The organism is Trichococcus palustris, assembly GCF_900114465.1.
In the GTDB taxonomy this organism is placed as follows: Bacteria; Bacillota; Bacilli; order Lactobacillales; family Aerococcaceae; genus Trichococcus; species Trichococcus palustris.
This window is the reverse complement of record NZ_FOTD01000014.1, coordinates 12,096-36,048: the sequence shown is the minus strand read 5'-3', so window position 1 is coordinate 36,048 and position 23,953 is coordinate 12,096. Positions and strand designations below refer to the sequence as shown.

The following is a 23,953-nucleotide window of genomic DNA, read 5'->3' as shown; positions in this document are numbered from 1 at the left end:
AGGTGATAAAATGATTGAAATGCTGAATGTCTCCAAGAAATATAGCAATGGCATTACGGCGGTCAATAATCTGAGCGTGAAGATAGATCAAGGCGAATTCGTATATATAGTTGGACCCAGTGGGGCAGGGAAATCCACCTTCATCAAAATGATGTATCGTGAAGTAAAGCCGACTTCAGGAACAGTCCAAGTGGGGAAATATAACTTAACGACGATGAAAGAAAAAGACGTACCCTTGTTACGACGTTTTGTAGGGGTAGTCTTCCAAGATTTCAAACTTTTACCAAGATTAACCGTATATGAAAACATCGCGTATGCGATGGAAGTTGTCGAAAAAAGTCCAAAAGTGATCCAAAAACGCGTGTTGGAAGTACTTGATTTAGTTGGCTTGAAACATAAAGTACGGATGTTCCCTAATGAATTGTCAGGTGGTGAACAACAGCGTATCGCGATTGCGCGCGCTATTGCGAATATGCCGGGTGTTCTGATTGCGGATGAACCGACCGGTAACCTGGATCCGGACACATCCATGGAAATCATGCACATCCTCGAAGAGATAAACAACCAAGGCACAACTGTTTTGATGGCGACACACAACAGCACAATCGTGAATGACATCAAACACCGTGTATTGGCAATCGAAAATGGCCGTATTATCCGAGATCAACAAGAAGGAGAATATGGATATGAAATTTAGAACATTTGGAAGACACTTAAGGGATGCTCTGAAGAGCCTGGTCCGTAATGGCTGGATGTCCATAGCCTCCGTCAGTGCGGTTGCTTTGACGCTGCTATTGGTAGGCTCTTTTACCGGTATACTCTTAAACGTAAATAAGCTGGCATCCGATATTGAAAATGATGTGAGCGTAAAAGTGTACATCGACTTGGGCACGGATCAGACAAATCAAGATGCGTTGAAAGCGGCGTTGGCGGCGATTCCTGATGTGGAATCCATCACTTTCTCCAGCCGGGATGAAGAATTAAACAAGATTGTCGGCAGCTACGGGGACGAGTTCAACCTGTTCGGCGGCGATGCAAACCCACTTTATGATGCGTTCGTACTGAATACGAATAAGCCCGAAAGTACAAAAGCGGTGGCGGAAGCAGCCTCGCAACTGGAATATGTTGCGAAAGTTGAATATGGCGGCGCAACCGCAGATAAATTATTCGCAACAATCGCAACAATCCGTACCATCGGTTTGGTGATCATCCTCGGCTTGTTATTGGTGGCTGTATTCCTGATTTCCAATACAATCCGCATCACCATCTTTTCCCGCAGTACCGAGATTGAAATCATGCGGCTGGTTGGTGCAAAAAATGCCTATATCCGGGGGCCGTTCCTTATTGAAGGAGCTTTGATAGGCTTTATCGGCGCAGTCATTCCTACCGTCTTCTTAGTATTTCTGTACAACTTCATTTTTGATGTGAGTGGTGCTTACTTGGCAGGGACAAACTTCGGCCTTTTGAATCCGAATCCATTCTTGATTTACATCACCTTATTGATGATGGGTATTGGGATTGTCATCGGTTCATTCGGTTCCGTATTCTCGATGCGTCGTTTCCTGAAAGTGTAAATTTTAGATATGCGAATGAAATGAACAGAACAGCCAAAAGATTCAGACAAGCCTATCCGGTGCGTTTGAATCTTTTTTTGCTTTTGGGCAGGCGATAAGGCTGATGGGACGCTTGATCAGGGCTTTTTTCCGGGTAAGGGAGTGCATGTTATGAGAGAATCAGAATTGCCGTTTTGGGGGATTTCTAGTATGCTAAAAAAGAAGATGTGTCAAAAATCATTTCCTTTCTGGTATCATGTAGAGGTGAATGAGCAAAGAAATTGAAAGTATTTCAAAAATGAAATTTGACAGTACGCCCAACTGGGTGGAGGAGGAAAAATGAAAAAGGTTTTGCTTGTGGATGATGAGCCATCTATTTTGACGTTACTGGCTTTTAATTTGGAAAAGGACGGCTATGAAGTTTATACAGCCAGTGACGGTCTGGAAGGCTATGAACTTGCCATTTCGAATCCATTTGATTTTATTATTCTGGATTTAATGTTGCCATCGATGGACGGCATCGATGTGTGCAAACGACTGAGACAAGAAAAGATAGAGACGCCGATCATGATTTTGACGGCAAAGGATGACGAGTTTGAAAAAGTCATCGGTCTGGAATTAGGCGCGGACGATTATATGACCAAACCATTCAGCCCCCGTGAAGTCTTGGCCAGAATGAAGGCGATCCTGAGGCGCACCAAACAGAGTGCTGCAGTCGAAGAAACGGCGCCGGCAAAGCAACCGGAAACGGTGGAAAACGGCTCAGAAGAAACGATTGAAGTGGGCGATATCACGATTATTCCCGCACTGTACGAAGTGCGGCTGCGCGGCGAATCCATCGAGATTACGCCGAAGGAATTTGAATTGCTGCTGTACATGACGAAACGTGTGAACCGCATCTTGAGCCGCGAACAGCTTTTGAATGCCATCTGGAATTTTGACTATGCGGGCGAGACGAGGATTGTGGATGTCCATATCAGCCATCTCCGTGAAAAAATCGAGGATGACACAAAGAACCCTGTATACATCAAGACCGTAAGAGGTTTTGGCTATAAATTCGAGGTACCGAAATAATGCGGAAATTTACAAATCAATTTTTAGCCCTTTTCATCGGCCTGTTTCTACTCCTGGGGACAGGGGTAGTTTTTTATACAAGCTATTTGGTGGATACGGCCACGACGGATGTGCTTACCAATGCAATCGACAACCGTGCGAAGGACATTGCGGTGCTTGTGAACGAAGTGGTCATCCAGGATTCCGATACGGTCATGACGGCAGTCAACGGGACCGAAAAGATCCAGAAATTACTGGGCAAGAACGACCAGATAGCTTTTTTAAACGAGAAAGGAAAGCTCGTTTATTCTTCCAGTCCGGGCAATGATTCCGCCGAAAATCAGCAAGATGTAAAAGAGGTAAAGGCTGTCTTGAGCGGGAATGAGATCGGCAGGAGCGGTCTGACGAAAGACAGAAAGGGAAACAATGTCTATCGTGTAGCGATACCATTGAGCAATGCGGAGGGGAAATTCATCGGCATCTTCCGATTGACGCATAACATTGCCGAATTGGATGCCTTGCGATCGGATATCCTGAAATCCATTTTCGTATCTTCGTTTTTTGCCATCGTTTTGGCGAGTTTCATCGCCCTTTATCTAACCAATAAACTATCAAGACCGTTAAAAAATATTTCTGCGCTTGTGGAACAATTGACGGAAGAAAATTATGAAGAAAGATACCACGGTTTCGATTATCCGGAAATATCGGAGTTGGGCGAAGCGGTCAATTCTCTTTCCGACAGCTTGCAGGCGAAAACCCAAACCATCTATGAATCGAATGAAAGGCTGAGCCTATTGATGGATAAATTGGTTATCGGGGTTGTCCTGCTTGATGAGGAACGCCGGATTCAAATGTTGAATCCAGCCGTGCAAACCATTTTGGGTATGGAAGGAGATTTGATCGGCCATTCCTATTTGGAATTATTCAAGAGCTATGGGCTGGTGCAATTGATCGATCAAACCTATGGGCTGAAAAAACACTTGAATGATGAAATCTATCTGTATTATCCACAGGAAAGGATTTTGGATGTGAACACCGTTTCGATTCCGGGTAAAATGGGCGAAAAAGGCAACAAATCGATTGTGCTCCTCTATGATATTACCGAAATCAGAAGGCTGGAGAAAGTGCGCTCGGATTTCGTGACGAATGCCTCGCACGAATTGCGGACGCCTGTCACGGCTTTGAAAGGTTTCGCTGAAACCTTATTGGATGGGGCGATGGATAATCCGCTCATTTTAAAACAATTCTTGGAAATCATTTTCAAAGAGGCAAACCGCTTGGATGTACTTGTCAATGATATTCTGGAACTTTCTCGGATCGAGCAAAAACAAGTGCCGATGCATATCGAAAGGATCAATATCAACCAGATAGCTGAATCGTGTTTCCAGGTGGTGCAACAGGCGGCAAGCGAGAAAAGAATCAAGCTGCAATTGTCTGCTGAAAAAGAAGTCATTTTTAACGGGGACAAAAGTCGATTTGAACAAATCTTATCCAACCTGATCTATAATGCCGTAAATTACACCGATCAGGATGGCAGTGTGGACGTTCTTTTGGAGCAGACGCAGGATGAGGTCATCATTAAAGTCAAGGATTCAGGCATCGGTATTCCAGAAGAGGATCTCTCAAGAATTTTCGAGAGATTCTACAGAGTGGATAAAGCACGCAGCCGCAATTCCGGAGGGACCGGCTTGGGGTTGTCGATTGTCCGTTACTTGGTTAAAAGTTTGAACGGCTCCATCGCTGTCGAGAGCAAATTGGGGATCGGCAGCACCTTCACGGTCAGGCTGCCGTACAAAAAAGAAATGTAAGTTGCTGTTACGGAAAAATAGGCAGTAGATCGCGCGTTTTAGATGGCAAATCCCCCTTTCAAAAGCATGGGTTTACATAAAATTTACAATCGATCGTTTGGTCGAACATAGGAAAGCGCGATAAAACCTTAAAGGGAACGCTTTCCTTTTTGCGCCCAGAATGACCGGGGGAAAGAGCGGAAATCTCAACACAAAATTTACAGAAAAAAGTGATGAAAATTAACATTGCCACGATAGAATGGGTATATGAACAAGAGAAATAAAAAACTATTTAAATAAAAAGGATGGTACTTTCAAATGAAAATGAAGAACTTGGCAAAATTAGTTTTATCTTTAGGCGTAGGCGCAATATTGGTGGCATGTGACAGCGGCTCGACAACAGATTCATCCGCAACCGGGACAGCAGCTACAGCAGGCACGATCAATGTCGTTTCCCGTGAAGATGGTTCCGGTACAAGAGGCGCCTTCACTGAAATCACCGGTATTGCAACTAAAGATGCAAACGGCACAGCAGTGGATAACACTTATTCAGAAGCTATCATCCAAAACGGTACGGAAGGCGTTCTTTCGACAGTTGCTGGAGATGCAAATGCAATCGGCTATGTTTCATTGGGTTCATTGAATGACACTGTTCACGCTGTTGCCGTCGATGGTGTAGTGCCAACAAGCAAAACGGTACAAGATGGTTCTTACCCGATCGCACGTAATTTCAATATCGCTTGGAAAGGCGACTTGAGTGCAGCAGCTGCTGACTTTGTGGCATATATCCATTCCGCTGAAGGGCAAAAAACTGCCGTTGACAAAGGCTACGTTGAAGCGAAATTGGACGGAGCCGCTTATGCAGGCGACGGTAAAATGAGCGGGAAAATCGCCATTGTAGGCTCAACTTCGGTTTCACCTTTAATGGAAGTTCTTGCTGAACAATACAAAGCTTTAAATCCTGGCGTTACAATCGACATCACTTCAAACGGTTCTTCTGCGGGTATGACTGCCGCTATGGAAGGAACGGCCGATATCGGTATGTCTTCTCGTGAATTGAAGCCGGAAGAAGCGGCTGCATTGAAATCAGATGCAATCGCTGTTGATGGAATCGCAGTGGTTGTCAACAAATCAAACAAACTTGCAGGTTTAACTATGGAGCAAGTGAAAGCAATCTTTACTGGTGAAACAACTAAGTGGGAAGATGTTCAATAATTGATTATTAAAATTCTTTAATAACTCTCCATCGAAGGCCAGAATATTCTGGCCTTTTTTTTTCATTAATGATATAAAAGATACTGAAATGTATTATAATTAAGAAGAACGACCTTCGATCAGTCTCTGATTAAAAAAAGGAAGGGGAAAATATGAAAAAGAAGTATTTTTTGGAAAGCTTCATGAAGTGGCTTTTCTTCGCATCTGCTCTTGTATCGGTCATTTCCATCATAGTAATCTGTTATTTCATTTTTGAAGGCGGCATACCATTCATGCTCGATTATGGTATCGGCAATTTCCTGTTTGGAACGAAATGGGCACCGTCCAGTGGCACACCATCATTCGGGATTTTACCGATGATTTTGGGGTCCCTTATCATCACTGCGGGAGCCATCATCCTGGGGGTTCCTACGGGCGTCTTCACATCCGTATTCATGGCAAAATTCTGCCCGCCGGGTCTGTATAAATTTTTAAAACCTGCCATTAACATGATGGCAGCCATCCCATCCATTGTCTATGGTTTCTTCGCGTTAAGGCTCATCGTTCCTATCATGAGACAGCTTGTAGGCGGAACGGGTATGAACATCCTGACAGCATCTATTCTATTGGGCATCATGATCTTGCCGACCATTATCGGCATGTCTGAAGCATCCATCCATGCCGTCCCGAAAAGCTACTATGAAGGTAGTGTCGCTTTGGGTGCTACCCATGAACGGTCCGTCATGCGCGTAGTCGTGCCTGCAGCTAAATCAGGTATCCTTTCTTCCATTATTCTTGGAATTGGACGCGCAATCGGTGAAACGATGGCGGTTATCTTGATTGCGGGTAATCAACCGCGCATTCCGTCCAGCATTACGCAGGGGGTTCGTACCATGACAACCAATATTGTCTTGGAAATGGCATACGCTGCCGGACAACACAGAGAGGCATTGATTGCCACTGCTGTTGTATTATTCATCTTCATCTTAATTATCAATGGCATCTTTACAGTTGTGAAAAGGAGGGGACTATAGATGGAATCTAAATTGATAAAATTCTTTGTCTATTTCTTTTCTTTACTGACTTTCGGCTCGTTATTTTTCATCATTGGCTTCATTTTGCTGAACGGTATCCCAAATTTGAATTTAGCGATGTTTTCTTGGAATTACACGACAACGAACGTTTCGATGATGCCGTCCATCATCACCACGCTGGCCTTGGTGTTGTCATCGCTCGTCATTGCTGCTCCCATAGGCGTCTTTACTGCCTTTTACCTTGTAGAATATGCCGACAAGAACAATAAATTCGTCGATATTATCCGGATTGCAACAGATACATTATCCGGGATCCCATCCATCGTATACGGTTTGTTCGGGATGTTATTCTTTGTTGTTTTCTTAGGATTCCAATATTCGTTGCTATCAGGGATATTGACTTCCGTCATCATGGTATTGCCGGTTATCATCCGTTCGACAGAAGAAGCTTTACTTTCTGTAAAGGATGCCCTTCGGGAGGGGAGTTTGGCTTTGGGTGCAGGCAAACTAAGAACCATTTTCAGAGTTGTCTTACCTGTCGCAATGCCTGGTATCCTATCGGGATTGATTCTGGGAGTAGGGCGCATTGTCGGTGAAACGGCCGCTTTGATGTATACTTTGGGGACATCCACAAACTTACCGCATAACTTCATGCAGTCCGGTCGTACATTGGCATTGCATATGTTTGTACTGTCCAGTGAAGGGATGCACGTAAATGAGTCCTATGCAACAGGGGTTGTATTGATTATCGTTGTATTGATCATCAATAGCCTATCCACACTATTAAGTAACCGTTTGACCAAGGGGGCAAAATAAAGATGAGTAAAATAAGCATCAAAGACATGAATTTATGGTATACAGATTTTCAGGCACTAAAAAATATAAACATGGAAATACAGAAAAATGAAATCACTGCTTTTATCGGACCATCCGGTTGCGGGAAATCGACTTTTCTGAAAAGCTTGAACCGTATGAACGACTTGGTAGCGGGCTGCCGCATCGAAGGAGAACTCCTATTGGATGGAGAAAATTTCTATGCGGATGACTTCGACGTCAATATGCTCCGTAAACGCGTAGGGATGGTTTTCCAACAACCGAACCCATTCCCGATGAGCATTTACGATAACATCGCTTACGGTCCAAGAACACACGGCATCAAAGATAAAAAAACATTGGATGAAATCGTTGAAAAAAGCTTAAAAGGCGCGGCTATCTGGGACGAAGTCAAAGGAAATCTTAACAAGAGCGCATTGAGCATTTCCGGTGGACAACAACAGCGTATCTGCATCGCACGTGCGTTGGCGGTTGAACCCGAAGTCCTGTTGATGGACGAACCGACTTCCGCTCTGGATCCGATCTCGACTGCGAAGATTGAAGACTTGGTGCAAGAGTTGAAAAAGGATTACACCATCGTCATGGTTACGCACAATATGCAACAAGCCGCACGTGTATCTGACAAAACGGCCTTCTTCTTGACTGGGGAAATCATCGAAATGGGTGATACAAAAGAAATCTTCTCCAATCCAAAAGATAAGAGAACAGAAGATTATGTATCCGGTAGATTCGGTTAAAAAGCATATATATGTTATACTTATGTTGAATGAATTATTAAAAAGAGGTGAATAACGTGAGAAGAATATTTGACGATGAATTAACTCAAATGAATGCTCAATTTACAAAAATGGGTTTCAAAGTAAATGAAGCAATTCTAAAAGCAGTTAAAGCTTTTATCAATCATGATAAAGCATTGGCTACTGAAGTGAAAGAGAATGACAAGGACATTAACGCGATGGAAGTGGAACTTGAATTGTTCTGTTTTCAATTGATAGCTTTGCAACAACCTGTTTCAGCGGATTTACGTTCCATCATCACGGTTATGAAAGCTAGTTCTGATTTGGAAAGAATGGGCGACCACGCGGTGAGCATTGCGCGTTCCGTCATTCGTGTAAAAGAAGAGCACAGCAAACGAATTCCTGAAGTCGAAGTTCAGATCGGCGAGATGGCTGAAGTTGTGAAACAGATGGTAGAACAATCCATTGATGCCTATGTCCGCGGGGATGTGGAACTTGCAAAAACCATTGCAACAAAAGACAGTATCGTGGACGAATATTTCGTTCAAATCAACCGTTTCTGCCTGAAAGAAATGGCGAGCGACCCTGCCGTCGTATTTGGCGGAGCCGACTATATTCTGGTTGCTGGATACTTGGAAAGAATCGGAGACTATGTAACGAACATTTGCGAACGTATTTTGTATCTGCAAACGGGTAAAATAGAGGAATTGAACTAATAAAGAATATACCTGATGAGGGGGTCCGTCACCGGCAGTTAACCGGTGGCAGGCCTCCTTTTTATTTTTGAGTGTTTAGCTTTCCGGAATCTTGGATAATTTGATAGAATAATCCTGAGGTTCCGCAAAGGATTCGGTTACGGGCAATAATTTTAGTAAAGTGGGTGCAAGTGTGGGGAAAGAATCAGAAGAACGAGACATCATATTGGCTACTACCCAAATATTTAAATTGATCGGCGATCCCACAAGATTCCTGATTCTGCATATGCTGGAAAATAGAGAATTGAATGTGAATGCCATTGCCGATGAATTGCAGTTGGAGCAATCAGCCGTGTCGCATCAACTCAGAAAACTGCGGGAAGCGAAGCTCGTCAAAAGCAGGAGAATCGGAAAAAATATTTTATACAGCCAAGATGACAGCCACGTCTATGACATTCTGCACTTGGCGGTTGAACATGCCCGCCATGGCTTTGAAGAGGGGAATGGCGAGCCAGATTAAGAAATAGAAGCAAGAAACGAGATGGGAACGGACGTTCTTTTCGCGCGTGTCTATGCTATACTGTAAGAGGAAAGGTTTAATAAAAAGAATCCAAAGAATAAGGTGAAGAGGGATAGAATATGGCAAAAGACCAAATTATTGTGCGTGGGGCCCGCTCACACAATCTTAAAAATATAGATGTTACGATTCCGAGGGATAAATTGGTTGTCATGACCGGACTTTCCGGATCAGGGAAAAGTTCATTGGCTTTCGATACGCTGTATGCTGAAGGGCAAAGACGCTATGTGGAAAGTCTATCTGCTTATGCCCGCCAATTTTTAGGGCAAATGGACAAACCGGACGTCGATAGCATAGATGGGCTGAGCCCGGCAATCGCGATTGATCAAAAAACGACCAGCCGCAATCCGCGTTCGACAGTCGGGACGGTTACGGAAATAAATGACTTTTTGCGGCTATTGTATGCGCGTGTTGGCCATCCCATCTGTCCGAACGATGGAACGCTGATCAGCAGCCAATCACCAGAGCAGATGGTGAACCAAATTTTGGAGTTGCCGGAACGCACGAAGTTGCAGATATTGGCTCCCATCATCAAAGGCAAAAAAGGGCAGCATAAAAAGGTCTTTGAGGACATCAAGAAACAAGGGTATGTCCGCGTCCGCGTCGACGGGGAATTGTTTGACATATCCGAAGAATTCGAGTTGGAAAAAAACAAAAAACACACTATCGACATCGTCATTGACCGCCTCGTCATGAAGGAAGGGATCCGTTCCCGTTTGTTCGACTCTGTCGAAGCAGCCCTACATTTGGCGGAGGGATATGCCATCATCGACGTCATTGATGGCGATGAGATGCTATTCAGCGAGCACTATGCCTGCCCCTATTGCGGATTTACGATTGGGGAAATAGAGCCGCGCCTCTTTTCTTTCAATGCCCCGTATGGCGCTTGCCCGGACTGTGATGGTTTGGGGATGAAACTGGAAGTCGATATGGACTTGGTCATTCCCGATAAACGACTGACATTGAACGAGGGGGTGCTGACACCCTGGAATCCCATCAGTTCAAATTATTATCCGGAAATGCTGCGCCAGTTCTGTGAACAAAGTGGGATCGATATGGATAAGCCTTTCGAGCAACTGGATGCAACCGTGCAGAATAAGATACTCCATGGAACGGATAGTGAGCTATTCCATTTCCATTATCAAAATGATTTCGGTGGTATCCGCGATGTGGATATCCCTTTTGAAGGGGTCATCACGAACATCAACCGCCGCTACAATGAAACTTCCAGCGATTTCACGCGGGAAGCGATGCGCCAATATATGGCCGAATTGCCTTGCCAAACCTGCCATGGACTCCGTCTGAATGAACAGGCGCTCTGTGTGAAGGTGGATAAGAAAAGCATCGGGGAAGTGGCGGAATTTTCCATCGATAAGACCTTTGCATTTTTCCAAGAGTTGAACCTTTCGGAACAGGAGAATGCAATCGCGGCTCCCATTTTGAAAGAGGTGCTATCCCGCCTATCCTTCCTGAGAAACGTCGGGTTGGACTACTTGACCTTGAGCCGGACCGCAGGGACCCTTTCTGGCGGTGAGGCCCAACGGATCCGTTTGGCGACGCAGATCGGTTCAAACCTATCCGGCGTGCTGTATATTCTTGATGAACCATCCGTCGGTCTGCACCAACGGGACAATAACCGCTTAATCGAGTCGCTCAAACACATGCGCGATCTGGGAAATACATTGATTGTCGTCGAGCATGACGAAGACACCATGATGGAGGCGGATTACCTGATCGACATCGGTCCGGGAGCAGGCGAAGCCGGTGGGGAAATCGTATCTGCCGGTACGCCGGAGGAAGTGATGAAAGACACGAACTCCTTGACCGGGAAATATCTATCCGGAGAAATGTTCATTCCTGTCCCGGTACAAAGACGTTCGGAAGACAAAGGTGCCGTCGTCATCAAAGGCGCAACCGAAAATAATCTGAAAAACGTTGATGCCTCCTTCCCTTTGGGCCGCTTTATCGCAGTGACGGGAGTATCGGGGTCCGGGAAAAGCTCGCTCGTCAATAGCGTATTGAGGACAGCCCTAGCCAAAGAGCTGACCCGCACGAAGGAAAAACCGGGTAAATTCAAGTCCATCAAAGGTTTTGAAGGCTTGGAGAAAGTGATCGATATCGATCAAAGCCCGATTGGCCGTACGCCAAGGAGCAACCCGGCTACGTATACGAGCGTATTCGATGATATCCGTGATCTGTTCGCGAATACGAATGAGGCGAAAATACGCGGCTATAAGAAAGGCCGGTTCAGTTTCAACGTAAAAGGCGGCCGCTGCGAGGCGTGCCGCGGCGACGGCATCCTGAAAATCGAAATGCATTTCCTTCCTGACGTGTATGTGCCCTGCGAAGTTTGCCATGGCACACGCTATAATTCGGAAACGTTGGAAGTCAAATACAAAGGTAAAAATATCGCCCAAGTGTTGGAAATGACGATTGAGGAGGCCTTGACCTATTTCGAAGCCCTCCCTAAAATCCGACGGAAGATGCAGACGATTGTGGATGTCGGTTTGGGATATGTGACATTGGGGCAATCGGCAACTACCTTATCCGGAGGCGAAGCGCAACGGATGAAACTGGCCAGCGAACTGCAGCGGGTTTCCAGCGGGAAGACGTTCTATATCATGGATGAACCGACAACCGGGTTGCACACACATGACATTGCCAAACTGTTGGAAGTGTTGGATCGTTTGGTGGAGGCCGGAAATACCGTCCTCGTCATCGAACATAACCTCGACGTCATCAAGACGGCCGATTACATAATCGATATGGGGCCGGAGGGCGGTGCAGGCGGAGGAACAGTCCTTACCACCGGCACCCCCGAAGAAGTGGCGGAAGTAGAAGAAAGCTATACCGGCCACTTCCTAAAAAAAATACTCGAACGAGACAAGAAAAGAGTGCGATGAAATTCGTTTAGCCACCCGTACGTTGGAGAAAATCACGGAAGTGAACCTCTTTTGTTCACATCCGTGATTTGCGAAACGCTAGTGGTGGTTGAGTTTCAGAACACGTTTAAAAAGGATGAGCTGAATCCTGCAGGATACGATGAGTTGCGTTCTGCAATTCAGAACGCGACTAAAAAAGAGTGCGGTGAAACTCACTGCCGCACTGCAAAAAAACATTACATCAGCCAATCGTCTTAGACCATACAGAGCAGGGGAGTTCCTTTTCTTTATGGTCTTTTTTGGCAAAGGCACGGATTCTCTCAGTATTTCTGATGACACAAAAATCCACCTTTAGACCTATGACAATCCTTCCTCGATTGGGCATAATAGAAACATAAGCAAACGATTAATTTTATTAGCCAACTGCCCTTAGCCAGTCCAATATAGAATGGGTAACCCCCATCGAGGAGGAAAAAAACATGAACGAAAGAGATCGCATTTTAGCGTTGGTAAGAGAAGGCATCATCACCACCGAAGAGGCCTTGGTACTTTTGGAAAATTCAGCCAAAAAAGAAGGTAAAGACGCCGTTAAGATGAATAAGACAAATGATTTTACCGATAATACACAAGTAAAAAACGAAGCTGAAGAATCTGGAACAACGGATTCGGAGAAAAAAGATCGCGTGAATCTGGAAAAAATTCTGGAACAATTGGCAAGCGAAATTTCCTTCTTCTCCTCACAAGTCGATGCGAAAGGAGAAGCGCTACAACTCCTGAAGAAACAAATCAAGGAAAAGGAAGAAAAAAGACAAGCGTTGGCGACCGTCGATGAATTGGGAGCCGTGACACCGGAACAAGAAATCACGATGACTCGTCTGGACGAAGAATTGACAGGGTTGCGTTCGCAAGCTGCAGCCTTGGAAGCCGAAAAAGTTGAAATGGAACAAAAAATGCGCACCTTGAAGAAAGAACATTTGGAAACCAACGTAAAATCCTTCAGCGAGAAATTAGGCAACAAGGAAGAATGGAAGGAATCGGCCAACAATTTCAGCGATAAGCTCAATAAAGTTGGATCGCAATTCAGCAAATTCCTGACAGACACCGTACAGACCGTAATGGAAAACGTGGATTGGAAGGAACTGGATTTCAATGTGAAAATCCCGGGCATCATCACAAACAAGTTTCAACATGAATTTGTTTTTGAAGAAAACACCGCTACTATCCTGGATTTCCAATTGGCGAACGGGAACGTTGTTCTGCAAAGCTGGGACAAAGATACCATTTCCATCGCAGCGGATGTGAAGATCTACGGCAAAACGGAGGAAGCAACCGGTATCGAAGCTTTCGAAGCAAGAAGCACCATCGTTGTCGATACCGAAAGATTGGAATTCCATGTGCCCAACAAACGCATCAAATGCGATATCATCGTTTCCCTGCCGAAAAGAGAATATGACTACGTCGCACTGAAACTGTTGAACGGTAACGTGACCGTAAAGGATATCGAAGGAAAGGATTTCTATGTGAAATCGACCAATGGCAGCATGACCTTCACAAATATCAAAGCCATCATGTTGGAGACGGATGGGGTCAACGGGAATTTGGATGTGGTGGACAGCACGATCGTCGATGTGATGTCCAAAATAATCAACGGAAATGTTGCCCTCAAGAGTGACGTTGTCAGCGCGACGGTTTCGGTTGTGAATGGGGATGTGAAACTGACCTATCCGGCTGTGAACGCGAAACGGATCCAAGCAGTTTCGGTAAATGGGGACGTGAAATTATCCATCCCTGCTTCAAAAAGCATTGAAGGGACTGCCAGCAGCTCACTGGGGCAGATCAAAAATCGGATAGAAAACATTGAAATCATAAAACAGAAGAATGAACACACCAATAAGTTCCTGCAATTCAGGCGGTTGGACGAAGAATCGCCCGTTATGGTAGAATTAAAGACAACGACAGGTAATATTTTTTTAAAAAATAACGAAAAATAATAGACAATAATTGGAAACAAGGAGTGAAATCAAATGAAAAAATTAACAAAATCGGCTACAGACAGACAAGTTAGTGGTGTGCTTGGGGGTATCGCGGAATACCTTGGCGTCGACTCAACCATTGTGCGTGTGATTTTCTTGATATTGGTCTTTGCGGGGGTCGGTTCACCAGTCATACTGTACATCATTCTGGCGATTATATTGCCTGAACCAGATGCCAAGAACGGAAGCAGCCAAGGATTCAGCGGCTCGGACAGCGATACTTCCCGGAGTAAAACCCATTCTTCCAGAACGATGAAAGAAGCGAAACCGGTTGAAAAAAAAGAAGAGGATGACTGGAGTGATTTTTAATGGGATTTTTGAAAAAAACCATCATTAACTCTTTGGTATTTTTGGCACTCGCCTACTTGATGGCTCCCGAATTCTACGTCCGCAATTTTTGGACGGCCTTGATGGCCAGCTTCGTACTGGCAATCGTCAATTTTTTGATCAAACCGATTTTAAGTTTCCTGTCATTTCCGATTACGTTGCTCACCTTCGGCCTGTTCAGCTTGGTGATCAACGGATTCATGCTATACCTGACTTCCTGGTTGGTGGGATCCGGATTCCAATTTGCCAATTTTGGCACCGCCTTTGTGGTAGCATTGATCATGTCGCTGGTGCATTATTTCTTGAACAGAGAAAACACTTACAATTGATTGTATCGCAGGAATCATCTGCACGGATGGAGCTGGAACGAGTGTTTCAGCTCCATTTTTTTGCCCTTTCGTATAGGGGCATAAAATGTTATGATAAATAGGAAAATAATGAACCACCAAGGGCTTTATTGTTATATCTTTTTTGGTGGGAAAAAGAACGTATCTTCGAGGAAATGCAGCACTATACTACAGAGATGACGAGGGATAAGTATGGCAAATACAGTTACTGTCAAGGATTTAGTCGATAGTTCAGGCTTTATTATAATTAGCGGGAAAGAATTTTTAGATAAAAAAATAACAACTGCCGAAATTTCAAGACCCGGTCTGGAATTGACCGGATTCTTCACTTACTATCCGTCTACCCGTATCCAATTGTTGGGGATGACGGAACTTACCTTTACCGAAAGGATGACCTCCGAAGAACGTCTCGTCATCATGAGACGTCTATGCCAAAAAGAAACACCTTGTTTTGTCATCGGACGGCGTCTGGAGGCCCCTGCGGAATTGGTGAAAGCAGCGCAAGAGGCGGGGATTCCAATCCTGTCGGCGCAATCCAGAACAACACGCGTATCCAGCAATATCACCAATTTCCTGGAGGGGAAATTGGCGGAACGGGTTTCCATGCACGGTGTCTTGGTGGATGTATTCGGCATGGGCGTCATGATCACCGGTGACAGTGGGGTCGGTAAGTCTGAAACCGCCCTTGAATTAATCCAGAAAGGCCATCGTTTGGTTGCGGATGACCGTGTCGACCTATACCAACACGATGAGAACACTCTGATCGGCGAAGCGCCAAGCATATTACGCCATCTGATCGAAATACGCGGTATCGGAATCATCGATGTGATGACCTTGTTCGGTGCGGGAGCGGTCAAACAGACAAACGAAGTCAACCTGATTGTGAATCTGGAAATGTGGAGCAAAGAAAAGAAATTCGATCGCCTCGGCAGCACCGAGGAACTCATGAATATCTTGGAAGTGGACGTCCCAAGAATTACCATCCCTGTAAAAACGGGGCGTAATTTAGCCATCATCATTGAAGTGGCCGCGATGAATTTCCGTGCTAAAAATATGGGATATAACGCAGCGGAAACATTCGAAAAAAACTTGGAAGCATTGATAGAAGAGAATAAACTAAAAGAAGAATAAGCACAAAGGAAGGAACGTGAAAAATGAATAATCTAGTCGCCGCACTGAATCCGATTGCTTTGTCATTCGGTGGATTGGAAATCCGATGGTATGGCGTCATCATCGCTGTAGGCATCTTGATTGCCATGACGTTGGCAAGCCAGGAAGCGGCCAGAAAAGGCCTGGATGGGGATTTTATTGTGGATATGATGTTCTGGGTGTTGCCGATCGGCATCATCGGAGCCAGAATCTATTACGTTCTTTTTGAATGGCAGTACTATCTGGCAAATCCGGGCGAAATCATCCAAATCTGGAATGGCGGGATTGCCGTCTACGGGTCTTTGATTGCCGGGATTTTAACGATTTATTTCTACACAAAAAGAAAAGGCATATCCTTTGCATTGACATTGGATATTTTAGCGCCGGCAGTCCTGATAGCGCAATCCATCGGAAGATGGGGGAATTTCATGAATCAAGAAGCACACGGCGGAGAAGTGAGCCGTGCCTTTTTGGAAGGACTGCATTTGCCGGCGTTCATCATCAATCAAATGAACATAGACGGTATCTATTACCACCCGACCTTTCTTTATGAATCGTTGTGGTCATTGCTGGGCTTCATCCTGATCCTGTTCTTGCGCAGGAAGGAAAAGACGCTCAGGATGGGCGAGGTGGCACTGACTTATGTCATGTGGTATTCCTTCGGCCGCTTCTTTATCGAAGGGATGAGGACGGACAGTCTCTATCTGTTCGGACCAATCAGGGTTTCGCAGTTCCTGTCCTTGTTTTTATTCTTCGGTGCCGGGATTATCTGGGCTTATCGCCGCAGGAATAACTATCCTCCAGATCCATACTATCCAGAAATCGGGAAAGGGAAAACGGTGAAATAATGACTTTTAAAACGGTTTTGTTTGATTTCGACGGGACAATCGCAGATTCCAACCAACTCATCAGCGAGTCCCATTTTGTCGTGATGCAGGAGAATTTTCCGGGACGCTTTCAAAAAAGCGATATGCCTCAATTTAATGGGCCCAGCTTGGAAGAGATATACGGCACATTGGATTTTAATCGAAAAGATGAATTGATTGCGCGTTACCGCGAAGTGATGCTTGAAAAACATGATGAGATGATCAGCATTTTCCCGGGGATCAAGGAGCTTCTCAAGAAACTGCATCAGGAAGGCATCAGCATGGGCGTCGTCTCTACAAAACGGAAAGATGTATTGAAACAGGGCGTGGACCTTTTAGGGATTACCGAGTACTTCGATACGATCATTGGATCAGGAGATTTTATCCATCCAAAACCGAATCCGGAATCACTGCTATTGGCGATGGACCTTTTGAAGGCAGATAAAGAAACATCGGTCATGGTTGGGGATAATCACCATGATATACTTGCCGGCAACAACGCGGGTGTCGCCAGCGTATTTGTCGGTTGGTCCGAAAAAACGACAGCGTTCATCAAGCCCTACAATCCATCAAAAATTGTGGGAAATCCAAAAGAATTGGAAGAGTTTATTCTTTCCAACAGAAGAGGTTAATGGGAAGGAAGATAAGAATGAAGGAAATAGTAGCCGTTTTAGGTGCCGGTTCATGGGGGACAGCCTTGTCCATGGTGCTGGATGAAAATGGGCATGAAGTGCGACTATGGGGAAACGACCCAGAACAGCAAAAAGAAATAAATGAAAAACATACGAATCATCATTATTTGCCGGATGTCGTGTTAAGCGAGTCCATAATCGCCTTTACAGACCTTGAGAAGGCTCTGGAAGGGGCAGGAGCAATCGTATTCGTATTGCCGACAAAAGCTATCCGTGCCGTTGCCAAACAAGTGGCGCTCCTTTTGGACGGCAAGAACAAGCCGCATCTGGTCCATGCCAGCAAAGGTTTGGAACAGGATTCGCATAAACGGATTTCGGTGATCATCCAGGAGGAGATTCCGGCTGAGAAATACGACAGTCTGGTTGTCTTATCGGGACCGAGTCATGCGGAAGAAGTGGCCAAGAAGGATATAACGACGATCACGGCGGCATCCGAAAATCAAGTGGCGGCTGGCTATGTCCAAAAGCTATTCATGAATAATTATTTCAGAGTCTACAGAAATACAGACATCATCGGCGTCGAATTAGGCGCTGCCTTGAAGAACATCATCGCAGTGGGGGCCGGAGCGCTCCATGGCCTTGGTTATGGAGACAATGCGAAAGCAGCGTTGATGACACGCGGATTGGCCGAAATAAGCCGCTTAGGCGTTGCCTTTGGGGCAGATCCGTTGACCTTTTTTGGCTTAAGCGGAGTCGGCGATCTGATTGTGACGGGGACCAGCGTGCACTCACGGAACTGGCGTGCCGGTGACTTGATCGGTAAAGGGCATGATTTGGATGAAGTACTGAACAATATGGGGATGGTCGTCGAAGGGGTCGCAACGACAAAGGCGGCCTATGAATTGGCCCAGGAAAAAGGCATTGAAATGCCGATCACGGAAGCCATCTATAAAGTGTTATATGAAAAAGCAGATGTCAAACAAGTAATCGAAGACCTGATGCTCCGCGAAGGAAAAGCGGAACTCTCTTCAGAAACTATGGAAAAGGGGAACAAGGAGATATGAAAAAAGTAAGAAAAGCAGTTATTCCAGCTGCCGGTTTTGGGACACGTTTTTTACCGGCTACGAAAGCGATGGCGAAAGAGATGTTGCCGATCGTCGATAAACCGACCATCCAATTCATCGTCGAGGAAGCGATCGCATCCGGTATTGAAGATATATTGATCGTAACAGGGAAAAGCAAGCGTCCCATCGAAGATCATTTTGACTCGAATATTGAATTGGAAGCAAACTTGCGTGAAAAAGGGAAAACGGAATTGCTTGAACTGGTTCAAGAAACGACCGGCCTGCGTATCCATTTTGTCCGCCAATCCTATCCGTTGGGCTTAGGTCATGCTGTATTGCAAGCGAAAGCTTTTGTTGGGGATGAACCTTTTGTGGTCATGCTTGGAGACGATTTGATGGTGGATAAAGTGCCTCTAACAAAACAATTGATGGATGCCTATGAGAGAACCCATGCTTCCAACATCGCCGTGATGGAAGTCCCTCACGAAGAAACCTCAAAATACGGCATCATCGATCCCGATCAGGAACTGGAGCCTGGCTTGTTCAACGTGCGCAAATTTGTCGAAAAACCAAAACCGGAAGATGCTCCGAGCAATTTGGCGATCATTGGCCGCTACCTGCTGACACCGGAAATTTTTGACATTTTGGAAAAGCAAAATCCTGGTGCCGGCGGCGAAATCCAATTGACGGATGCCATTGATACATTGAACCATACGCAACGCGTATTCGCTAAACGCTTCGAAGGCAAACGCTATGATGTAGGGGATAAATTCGGGTTCTTGACGACAAGCATCGCCTACGGATTGGAACATCCTGAAATCAAAGACAAACTGAAGGCTTATCTGATTGAATTATCAGAGAAACTTTCAGCAGAAGACGCAGCAAAATAAAGAAAAGCGGGACAAGCCCGCCCTGCATCGACAGAAATTTAGGAAATCTGGCCCTGCAACTTTCCCTCCGGTCACCTTATACTGGGGCTCTAAGGGATGAATCCCTAAAAGTCCCATGCAAATGAGCATCGTAGAGCGCAATTGCTGTGAGACTTCCCGCGTCAGTAGGTTAGTCGAACAGTATGTCTTGGCTCGCAGAGCCAAGAGGACCCTTCATCTTTATTCCGAGAGGCAGGCTTGGACCGCTAGACATTATGTGATGGCGTCAAACAGATTCGGATTCTGTGAAACACCTGCCATGATGCGTTTCTTATATCAATACAATTTATACTTTGCTAGATGTTTAATAAAGGGGGGAGATGTAAATCATACTGCATGATTTACATCCCCCTCCTTTCCTTTGTTGAGCAGAAAGGTGGACCTAGGGGCCTTTCGAATGTAAACTAAGGAAGAAATCATTTCCGGTTATGCGCCGGAGGGAATATGAAAAAGACAAAGGGAGTAAAAAATATGGAACAACAAGAAAAAATATATGACGTCATCATTATCGGAGCTGGCCCCGGCGGCATGACCGCCGCGTTGTATGCATCCCGTTCGAACTTAGCGACATTATTGCTGGAACACGGCATACCCGGGGGAGAAATGAACAACACCGCTGAGGTAGAAAATTATCCCGGCTTCAAATCGATTCTTGGCCCGGAACTTTCCGAAAGGATGTATGAAAGTGCGATGCAATTCGGTGCCGAGCACAAGTATGGCAGTGTAAAACGGATCGTCATTGATGGGGATTACCGCATCGTTGAGGCGGGCAAAAAATCATACAAAACGCGCACCGTCATCATTGCGACTGGTTCGAAGCACCGCAAATTGGATGTTCCCGGGGAAGCGGAATACAATGGCCGCGGCGTTTCTTATTGCGCAGTCTGCGACGGCGCGTTCTTCAAGGAAAAGAAGCTGGTCGTTGTAGGCGGAGGGGACTCGGGGGTTGAAGAAGGCATCTTCTTGACCCAATTTGCCGACGTGAACATCGTGCACCGCCGCGATAAGCTGCGCGCTCAAAAAATCATCCAGGAGCGTGCTTTCAAGAATGAAAAAATAGACATCACCTGGGATTCCGTCGTGGAAGAAATCAAGGGCGACGGGGAAAGGGTAAACAAGGTCGTCATCAAAAACGTGAAGACGAATGAGTTGACGGAAAAACCGATCGATGGCGTCTTCATCTATGTGGGTATCCTTCCCCAATCGGAAGCGTTCTTGGACCTCGGCATTACTGATGAAGAGGGTTGGATCATTACGAACGAACATATGGAAACAAGCGTACCAGGTATATATGCCATCGGGGATGTGCGCAAGAAGGCGCTTCGTCAAATCATTACAGCAGTCGGCGACGGTGGAGAAGCCGGCAACCGAGCTTTCGCGTATATCGAAGAGTTGAAAGATAGGCAAGAAATAGCACAAGCAACCGAAAAAATTTCAGAAACAATTGAATAATAGCTGAAAAAATATCCAAACTGCAGAATCCGATAAAGGGCGCTGCAGTTTTTATTGTCCCTGCAGGCCCATAAAAAGAATGGCTGTATTATTATATTTGAATTCTTTGTGTATCTTTTAATTTTCTACTCAATTGATGATAAAGAATGTTATAATATGATTAAAATAATGAGGAAGGGAAGATGAGAATGTCTTATAAAGAAACCATTGAACAATGGAACAATTTTGCCTTATTAGAACCTAAATTAAAAGAGGAATTACAAGCGCTGGAGGGAAAGGAAGATGCTCTGAAAGATGCATTTTTCGCACCGCTTGAATTCGGGACTGCGGGTATGCGCGGCGTTTTGGGAGTCGGCATCAACCGCATGAACATCTACACCGTTCGACAAGCGACGGAAGGATTGGCTCGCCTAATGGAAGCAAAAGGCGAAGAAGAAAAGAAACGCGGAGTTGCAATCGCTTACGATTCAAGACACCAATCGCCTGAATTTGCGATGGAAGCGGCAAAAACATTGGGTGCTCATGGCATCCCTGCATTTGTCTTTGAAAGCCTTCGTCCAACACCGGAATTATCTTTTGCTGTCAGACATTTGAATGCCTTGACCGGCATCATGATTACAGCCAGCCACAACCCGGCTTCTTACAACGGCTACAAAGTATACGGAGAAGATGGCGGCCAGATGCCTCCTGCCGATGCAGACGCTCTGACCGAATACGTAAGAGCAATCGAAAACCCTTTGACGATTGCAGTCGGGGATGAATCAGAATTGAAAGCAAAAGGCTTGATTACCATCCTTGGTGAAGATATTGATACTCCTTATTTGGAAAATGTCAAAACCGTTACCGTTGATGCTGCGCTTGTCCATGAAATGAGCAAGGAAATGAAATTGGTTTTCACACCGCTGCATGGTACTGGCCAAATGTTGGGAGAACGCGCTTTGAAAAATGCCGGATTTGAAGGCATCTATGTCGTTCCGGAGCAAGCTGTAGCCGATCCGAATTTCTCGACCGTAAAATCGCCAAACCCTGAAGAACCTGGTGCATTCGAATATGCCATCAAACTTGGTACAGAATTGGATGCGGACATTTTGGTTGCAACCGATCCGGATGCCGACCGTCTGGGGGCAGCCGTCAGAAAAGCGAAAGGCGAATATGTCGTCTTGACCGGGAATCAAATCGCTTCCTTGATGCTGGATTACCTGTTGCATGCGAAAAAAGAAGCGGGAACATTACCAGCCAACGGAACAGCGTTGAAATCGATCGTATCCAGCGAGTTGCCTACTGCCATCGCGAAATCTTACGGTGTGGATATGGTGGATGTGTTGACCGGATTCAAATTTATCGCTGAAAAAATCAAACAATATGAAGAAGACCACAGCAAGGAATTCCTTTTCGGCTTCGAAGAAAGCTACGGCTATTTGGCTAAGCCTTTCGTCCGCGACAAAGATGCCATCCAAGCTTTGGTGTTGATCGCCGAAGTGGCTGCCTATTATAAGAAAAAAGGGCAAACGCTATATGATGGCTTAGTGGAACTTTTCGAGACACATGGCTTCTATAAGGAACAAACCATCTCGGTTACGATGTCCGGCATCACTGGTGCGGAAAAAATCAAAGCCTTGATGGCAAAATTCAGAACAGAAACGCCGGCAGATTTTGCTGGAATTGCTGTTGACATCACCGAAGACTTCGGTAACTCTACGAAGACATTCAAAGATGGCTCTACGGAAAACATCGATATGCCAAGCTCCGACGTGTTGAAATACTTCCTGATAGATGGCAGTTGGATTGCTATCCGTCCAAGTGGAACCGAACCGAAGATCAAGTTCTACATCGGTGCAAAAGCCGATTCCCAGGACGCTGTCGATGAAAAAGTGGCAGCCTTCGAAAAAAGCATCCGTACTTTGACGGCAGAATAATCCAAAAAGGTCTGACGAAAAGCGTTTTGACTCGGAACGTTAGACCCGAACACGAAGCTTGTCGTTCCTGACAATTGTAGCGATTTGTAAACGCACGCCGAGTCAGCTTTTTGGCACGCGATTACTTAATAAGAAAAAGGCAGCACACAACCATCATCACGGTTGTGCGCTGCCTTTTCGCGTTCAAAGATTCCTTTCGCTTAAGCTATCAGAATGTTTTCGCTAATTCCTTTGCTTTTTCGATGGCGGCCGCAACGATTTCATCCGCCCGGTCAGGATAGGTATCCATGCCCTCGACAAATAATTGCGAGATATCTTCAATACCTAAGAAGGTGAAGATGCCCTTGATGTACTGGCTTGCCGGATCGCGTCCTTCAAAAACACCGCCGTTCGCCTGGATATGCAACAGCTTCTTGTCGGGGACCAGACCGACTGCTCCAGATTCGGTATAGCGGAAGGTTTGGCCGGCTACGGTGACCGTGTCGATCCAAGTCTTCAGGCGGGCCGGAACATGCATGTTCCATAACGGATTAGCGATGATAATTTTATCCATTGACAAAAAATCATCCGTATAGTGGTTGAAAAGGGTCACTTTTTCTTGCTGACGGGAGGTAAGTTGATCGAAAAGAGTTCCTTTCGACAATTCTTTCCAAGCCGTCAACAGATCGCGATCGATTTCCGGGATGGCGACTTCATAAAGATTCATATCCTTGATTCTGTCGTAAGGATTAACCGCTTTGTATTCCTCCAGGAAAGCATCCAATACTTTCATGGAGCGTGAAACCGTGCTGTCAAAAGGATGCGCGCGAATAACTAAAACTCTAGCCATATATTATACCTTCTTTCATCATTTTTGTAACTCCATGATAACACTTCCATGCAAGGATAAGAA

22 protein-coding genes are annotated in these 23,953 nt (G+C 45.4%); 21 read left to right on the top strand and 1 reads right to left on the bottom strand.

Annotated features, from left to right (window positions below; genetic code table 11):
- Positions 1 to 10: 10 nt before the first annotated feature.
- From ftsE to BM101_RS09705, 21 genes are all read left to right on the top strand, one after another.
- On the top strand, positions 11 to 697 hold the full coding sequence (gene ftsE, locus BM101_RS09805) for a cell division ATP-binding protein FtsE (protein WP_087032825.1): 687 nt from the start codon (positions 11 to 13) through the stop codon (positions 695 to 697).
- Complete coding sequence (gene ftsX / locus BM101_RS09800; protein WP_087032827.1) at positions 687 to 1,574, top strand: permease-like cell division protein FtsX; 888 nt, start codon at positions 687 to 689, stop codon at positions 1,572 to 1,574. The genes ftsE and ftsX overlap by 11 nt, the downstream gene beginning before the upstream one ends.
- Positions 1,575 to 1,892: 318 nt before the next feature.
- Positions 1,893 to 2,627: a response regulator transcription factor gene (locus BM101_RS09795; RefSeq protein WP_087032829.1), complete on the top strand. Its 735-nt coding sequence runs from the start codon at positions 1,893 to 1,895 to the stop codon at positions 2,625 to 2,627.
- A complete protein-coding gene (pnpS, locus tag BM101_RS09790) occupies positions 2,627 to 4,414 on the top strand; it encodes a two-component system histidine kinase PnpS (RefSeq protein ID WP_143084453.1) in 1,788 nt (595 codons plus the stop codon). Before BM101_RS09795 ends, pnpS begins: the two co-directional genes overlap by 1 nt.
- 297 nt (positions 4,415 to 4,711) lie before the next feature.
- Positions 4,712 to 5,608 carry a substrate-binding domain-containing protein gene (locus tag BM101_RS09785; protein WP_087032831.1) on the top strand — a complete coding sequence of 299 codons (897 nt, stop codon included), beginning with the start codon at positions 4,712 to 4,714 and terminating at the stop codon, positions 5,606 to 5,608.
- A 152-nt stretch (positions 5,609 to 5,760) separates the two neighbouring features.
- Entirely contained in the window at positions 5,761 to 6,621 is an 861-nt protein-coding gene (gene pstC, locus BM101_RS09780; RefSeq protein WP_087032833.1) for a phosphate ABC transporter permease subunit PstC, read from the top strand.
- A complete protein-coding gene (gene pstA, locus BM101_RS09775; RefSeq protein ID WP_087032835.1) occupies positions 6,622 to 7,437 on the top strand; it encodes a phosphate ABC transporter permease PstA in 816 nt (271 codons plus the stop codon).
- A 2-nt stretch (positions 7,438 to 7,439) separates the two neighbouring features.
- Complete coding sequence (gene pstB / locus BM101_RS09770; protein ID WP_087032837.1) at positions 7,440 to 8,192, top strand: phosphate ABC transporter ATP-binding protein PstB; 753 nt, start codon at positions 7,440 to 7,442, stop codon at positions 8,190 to 8,192.
- Positions 8,193 to 8,248: 56 nt separating this feature from the next.
- Positions 8,249 to 8,908, top strand: coding sequence for a phosphate signaling complex protein PhoU (gene phoU, locus BM101_RS09765; RefSeq protein ID WP_087032839.1), 660 nt, complete (start codon positions 8,249 to 8,251; stop codon positions 8,906 to 8,908).
- A gap of 172 nt (positions 8,909 to 9,080) precedes the next feature.
- Entirely contained in the window at positions 9,081 to 9,407 is a 327-nt protein-coding gene (locus tag BM101_RS09760) for an ArsR/SmtB family transcription factor (RefSeq protein ID WP_087032841.1), read from the top strand.
- Between the two features lie 119 nt (positions 9,408 to 9,526).
- Complete coding sequence (gene uvrA, locus BM101_RS09755) at positions 9,527 to 12,367, top strand: excinuclease ABC subunit UvrA (RefSeq protein WP_087032843.1); 2,841 nt, start codon at positions 9,527 to 9,529, stop codon at positions 12,365 to 12,367.
- A 458-nt stretch (positions 12,368 to 12,825) separates the two neighbouring features.
- Positions 12,826 to 14,337: a daptomycin-sensing surface protein LiaX gene (gene liaX / locus BM101_RS09750; protein WP_087032846.1), complete on the top strand. Its 1,512-nt coding sequence runs from the start codon at positions 12,826 to 12,828 to the stop codon at positions 14,335 to 14,337.
- A gap of 33 nt (positions 14,338 to 14,370) precedes the next feature.
- The gene (locus tag BM101_RS09745; protein ID WP_087032848.1) at positions 14,371 to 14,688 is read left to right on the top strand and encodes a PspC domain-containing protein; all 318 of its coding nucleotides are present in this window, start codon (positions 14,371 to 14,373) and stop codon (positions 14,686 to 14,688) included.
- Complete coding sequence (locus tag BM101_RS09740; RefSeq protein WP_087032850.1) at positions 14,688 to 15,035, top strand: phage holin family protein; 348 nt, start codon at positions 14,688 to 14,690, stop codon at positions 15,033 to 15,035. The genes BM101_RS09745 and BM101_RS09740 overlap by 1 nt, the downstream gene beginning before the upstream one ends.
- Positions 15,036 to 15,245: 210 nt before the next feature.
- Positions 15,246 to 16,184: an HPr(Ser) kinase/phosphatase gene (gene hprK, locus BM101_RS09735; RefSeq protein ID WP_087032852.1), complete on the top strand. Its 939-nt coding sequence runs from the start codon at positions 15,246 to 15,248 to the stop codon at positions 16,182 to 16,184.
- 23 nt (positions 16,185 to 16,207) lie between these two features.
- Positions 16,208 to 17,050, top strand: coding sequence for a prolipoprotein diacylglyceryl transferase (gene lgt, locus BM101_RS09730; RefSeq protein ID WP_087032854.1), 843 nt, complete (start codon positions 16,208 to 16,210; stop codon positions 17,048 to 17,050).
- Positions 17,050 to 17,700, top strand: coding sequence for an HAD-IA family hydrolase (locus tag BM101_RS09725; protein ID WP_087032856.1), 651 nt, complete (start codon positions 17,050 to 17,052; stop codon positions 17,698 to 17,700). Before lgt ends, BM101_RS09725 begins: the two co-directional genes overlap by 1 nt.
- Positions 17,701 to 17,717: 17 nt before the next feature.
- Positions 17,718 to 18,764: an NAD(P)H-dependent glycerol-3-phosphate dehydrogenase gene (locus tag BM101_RS09720; protein ID WP_087032858.1), complete on the top strand. Its 1,047-nt coding sequence runs from the start codon at positions 17,718 to 17,720 to the stop codon at positions 18,762 to 18,764.
- On the top strand, positions 18,761 to 19,654 hold the full coding sequence (gene galU / locus BM101_RS09715) for a UTP--glucose-1-phosphate uridylyltransferase GalU (RefSeq protein WP_087032860.1): 894 nt from the start codon (positions 18,761 to 18,763) through the stop codon (positions 19,652 to 19,654). Before BM101_RS09720 ends, galU begins: the two co-directional genes overlap by 4 nt.
- 510 nt (positions 19,655 to 20,164) lie before the next feature.
- Entirely contained in the window at positions 20,165 to 21,145 is a 981-nt protein-coding gene (gene trxB, locus BM101_RS09710; protein WP_087033057.1) for a thioredoxin-disulfide reductase, read from the top strand.
- Positions 21,146 to 21,333: 188 nt separating this feature from the next.
- Positions 21,334 to 23,061: a phospho-sugar mutase gene (locus BM101_RS09705; protein WP_087032862.1), complete on the top strand. Its 1,728-nt coding sequence runs from the start codon at positions 21,334 to 21,336 to the stop codon at positions 23,059 to 23,061.
- Between the two features lie 208 nt (positions 23,062 to 23,269).
- Here BM101_RS09705 and BM101_RS09700 read toward each other — a convergent pair whose 3' ends face one another.
- A complete protein-coding gene (locus BM101_RS09700) occupies positions 23,270 to 23,890 on the bottom strand; it encodes an NAD(P)H-dependent oxidoreductase (protein ID WP_087032864.1) in 621 nt (206 codons plus the stop codon).
- Positions 23,891 to 23,953 lie beyond the last annotated feature (63 nt).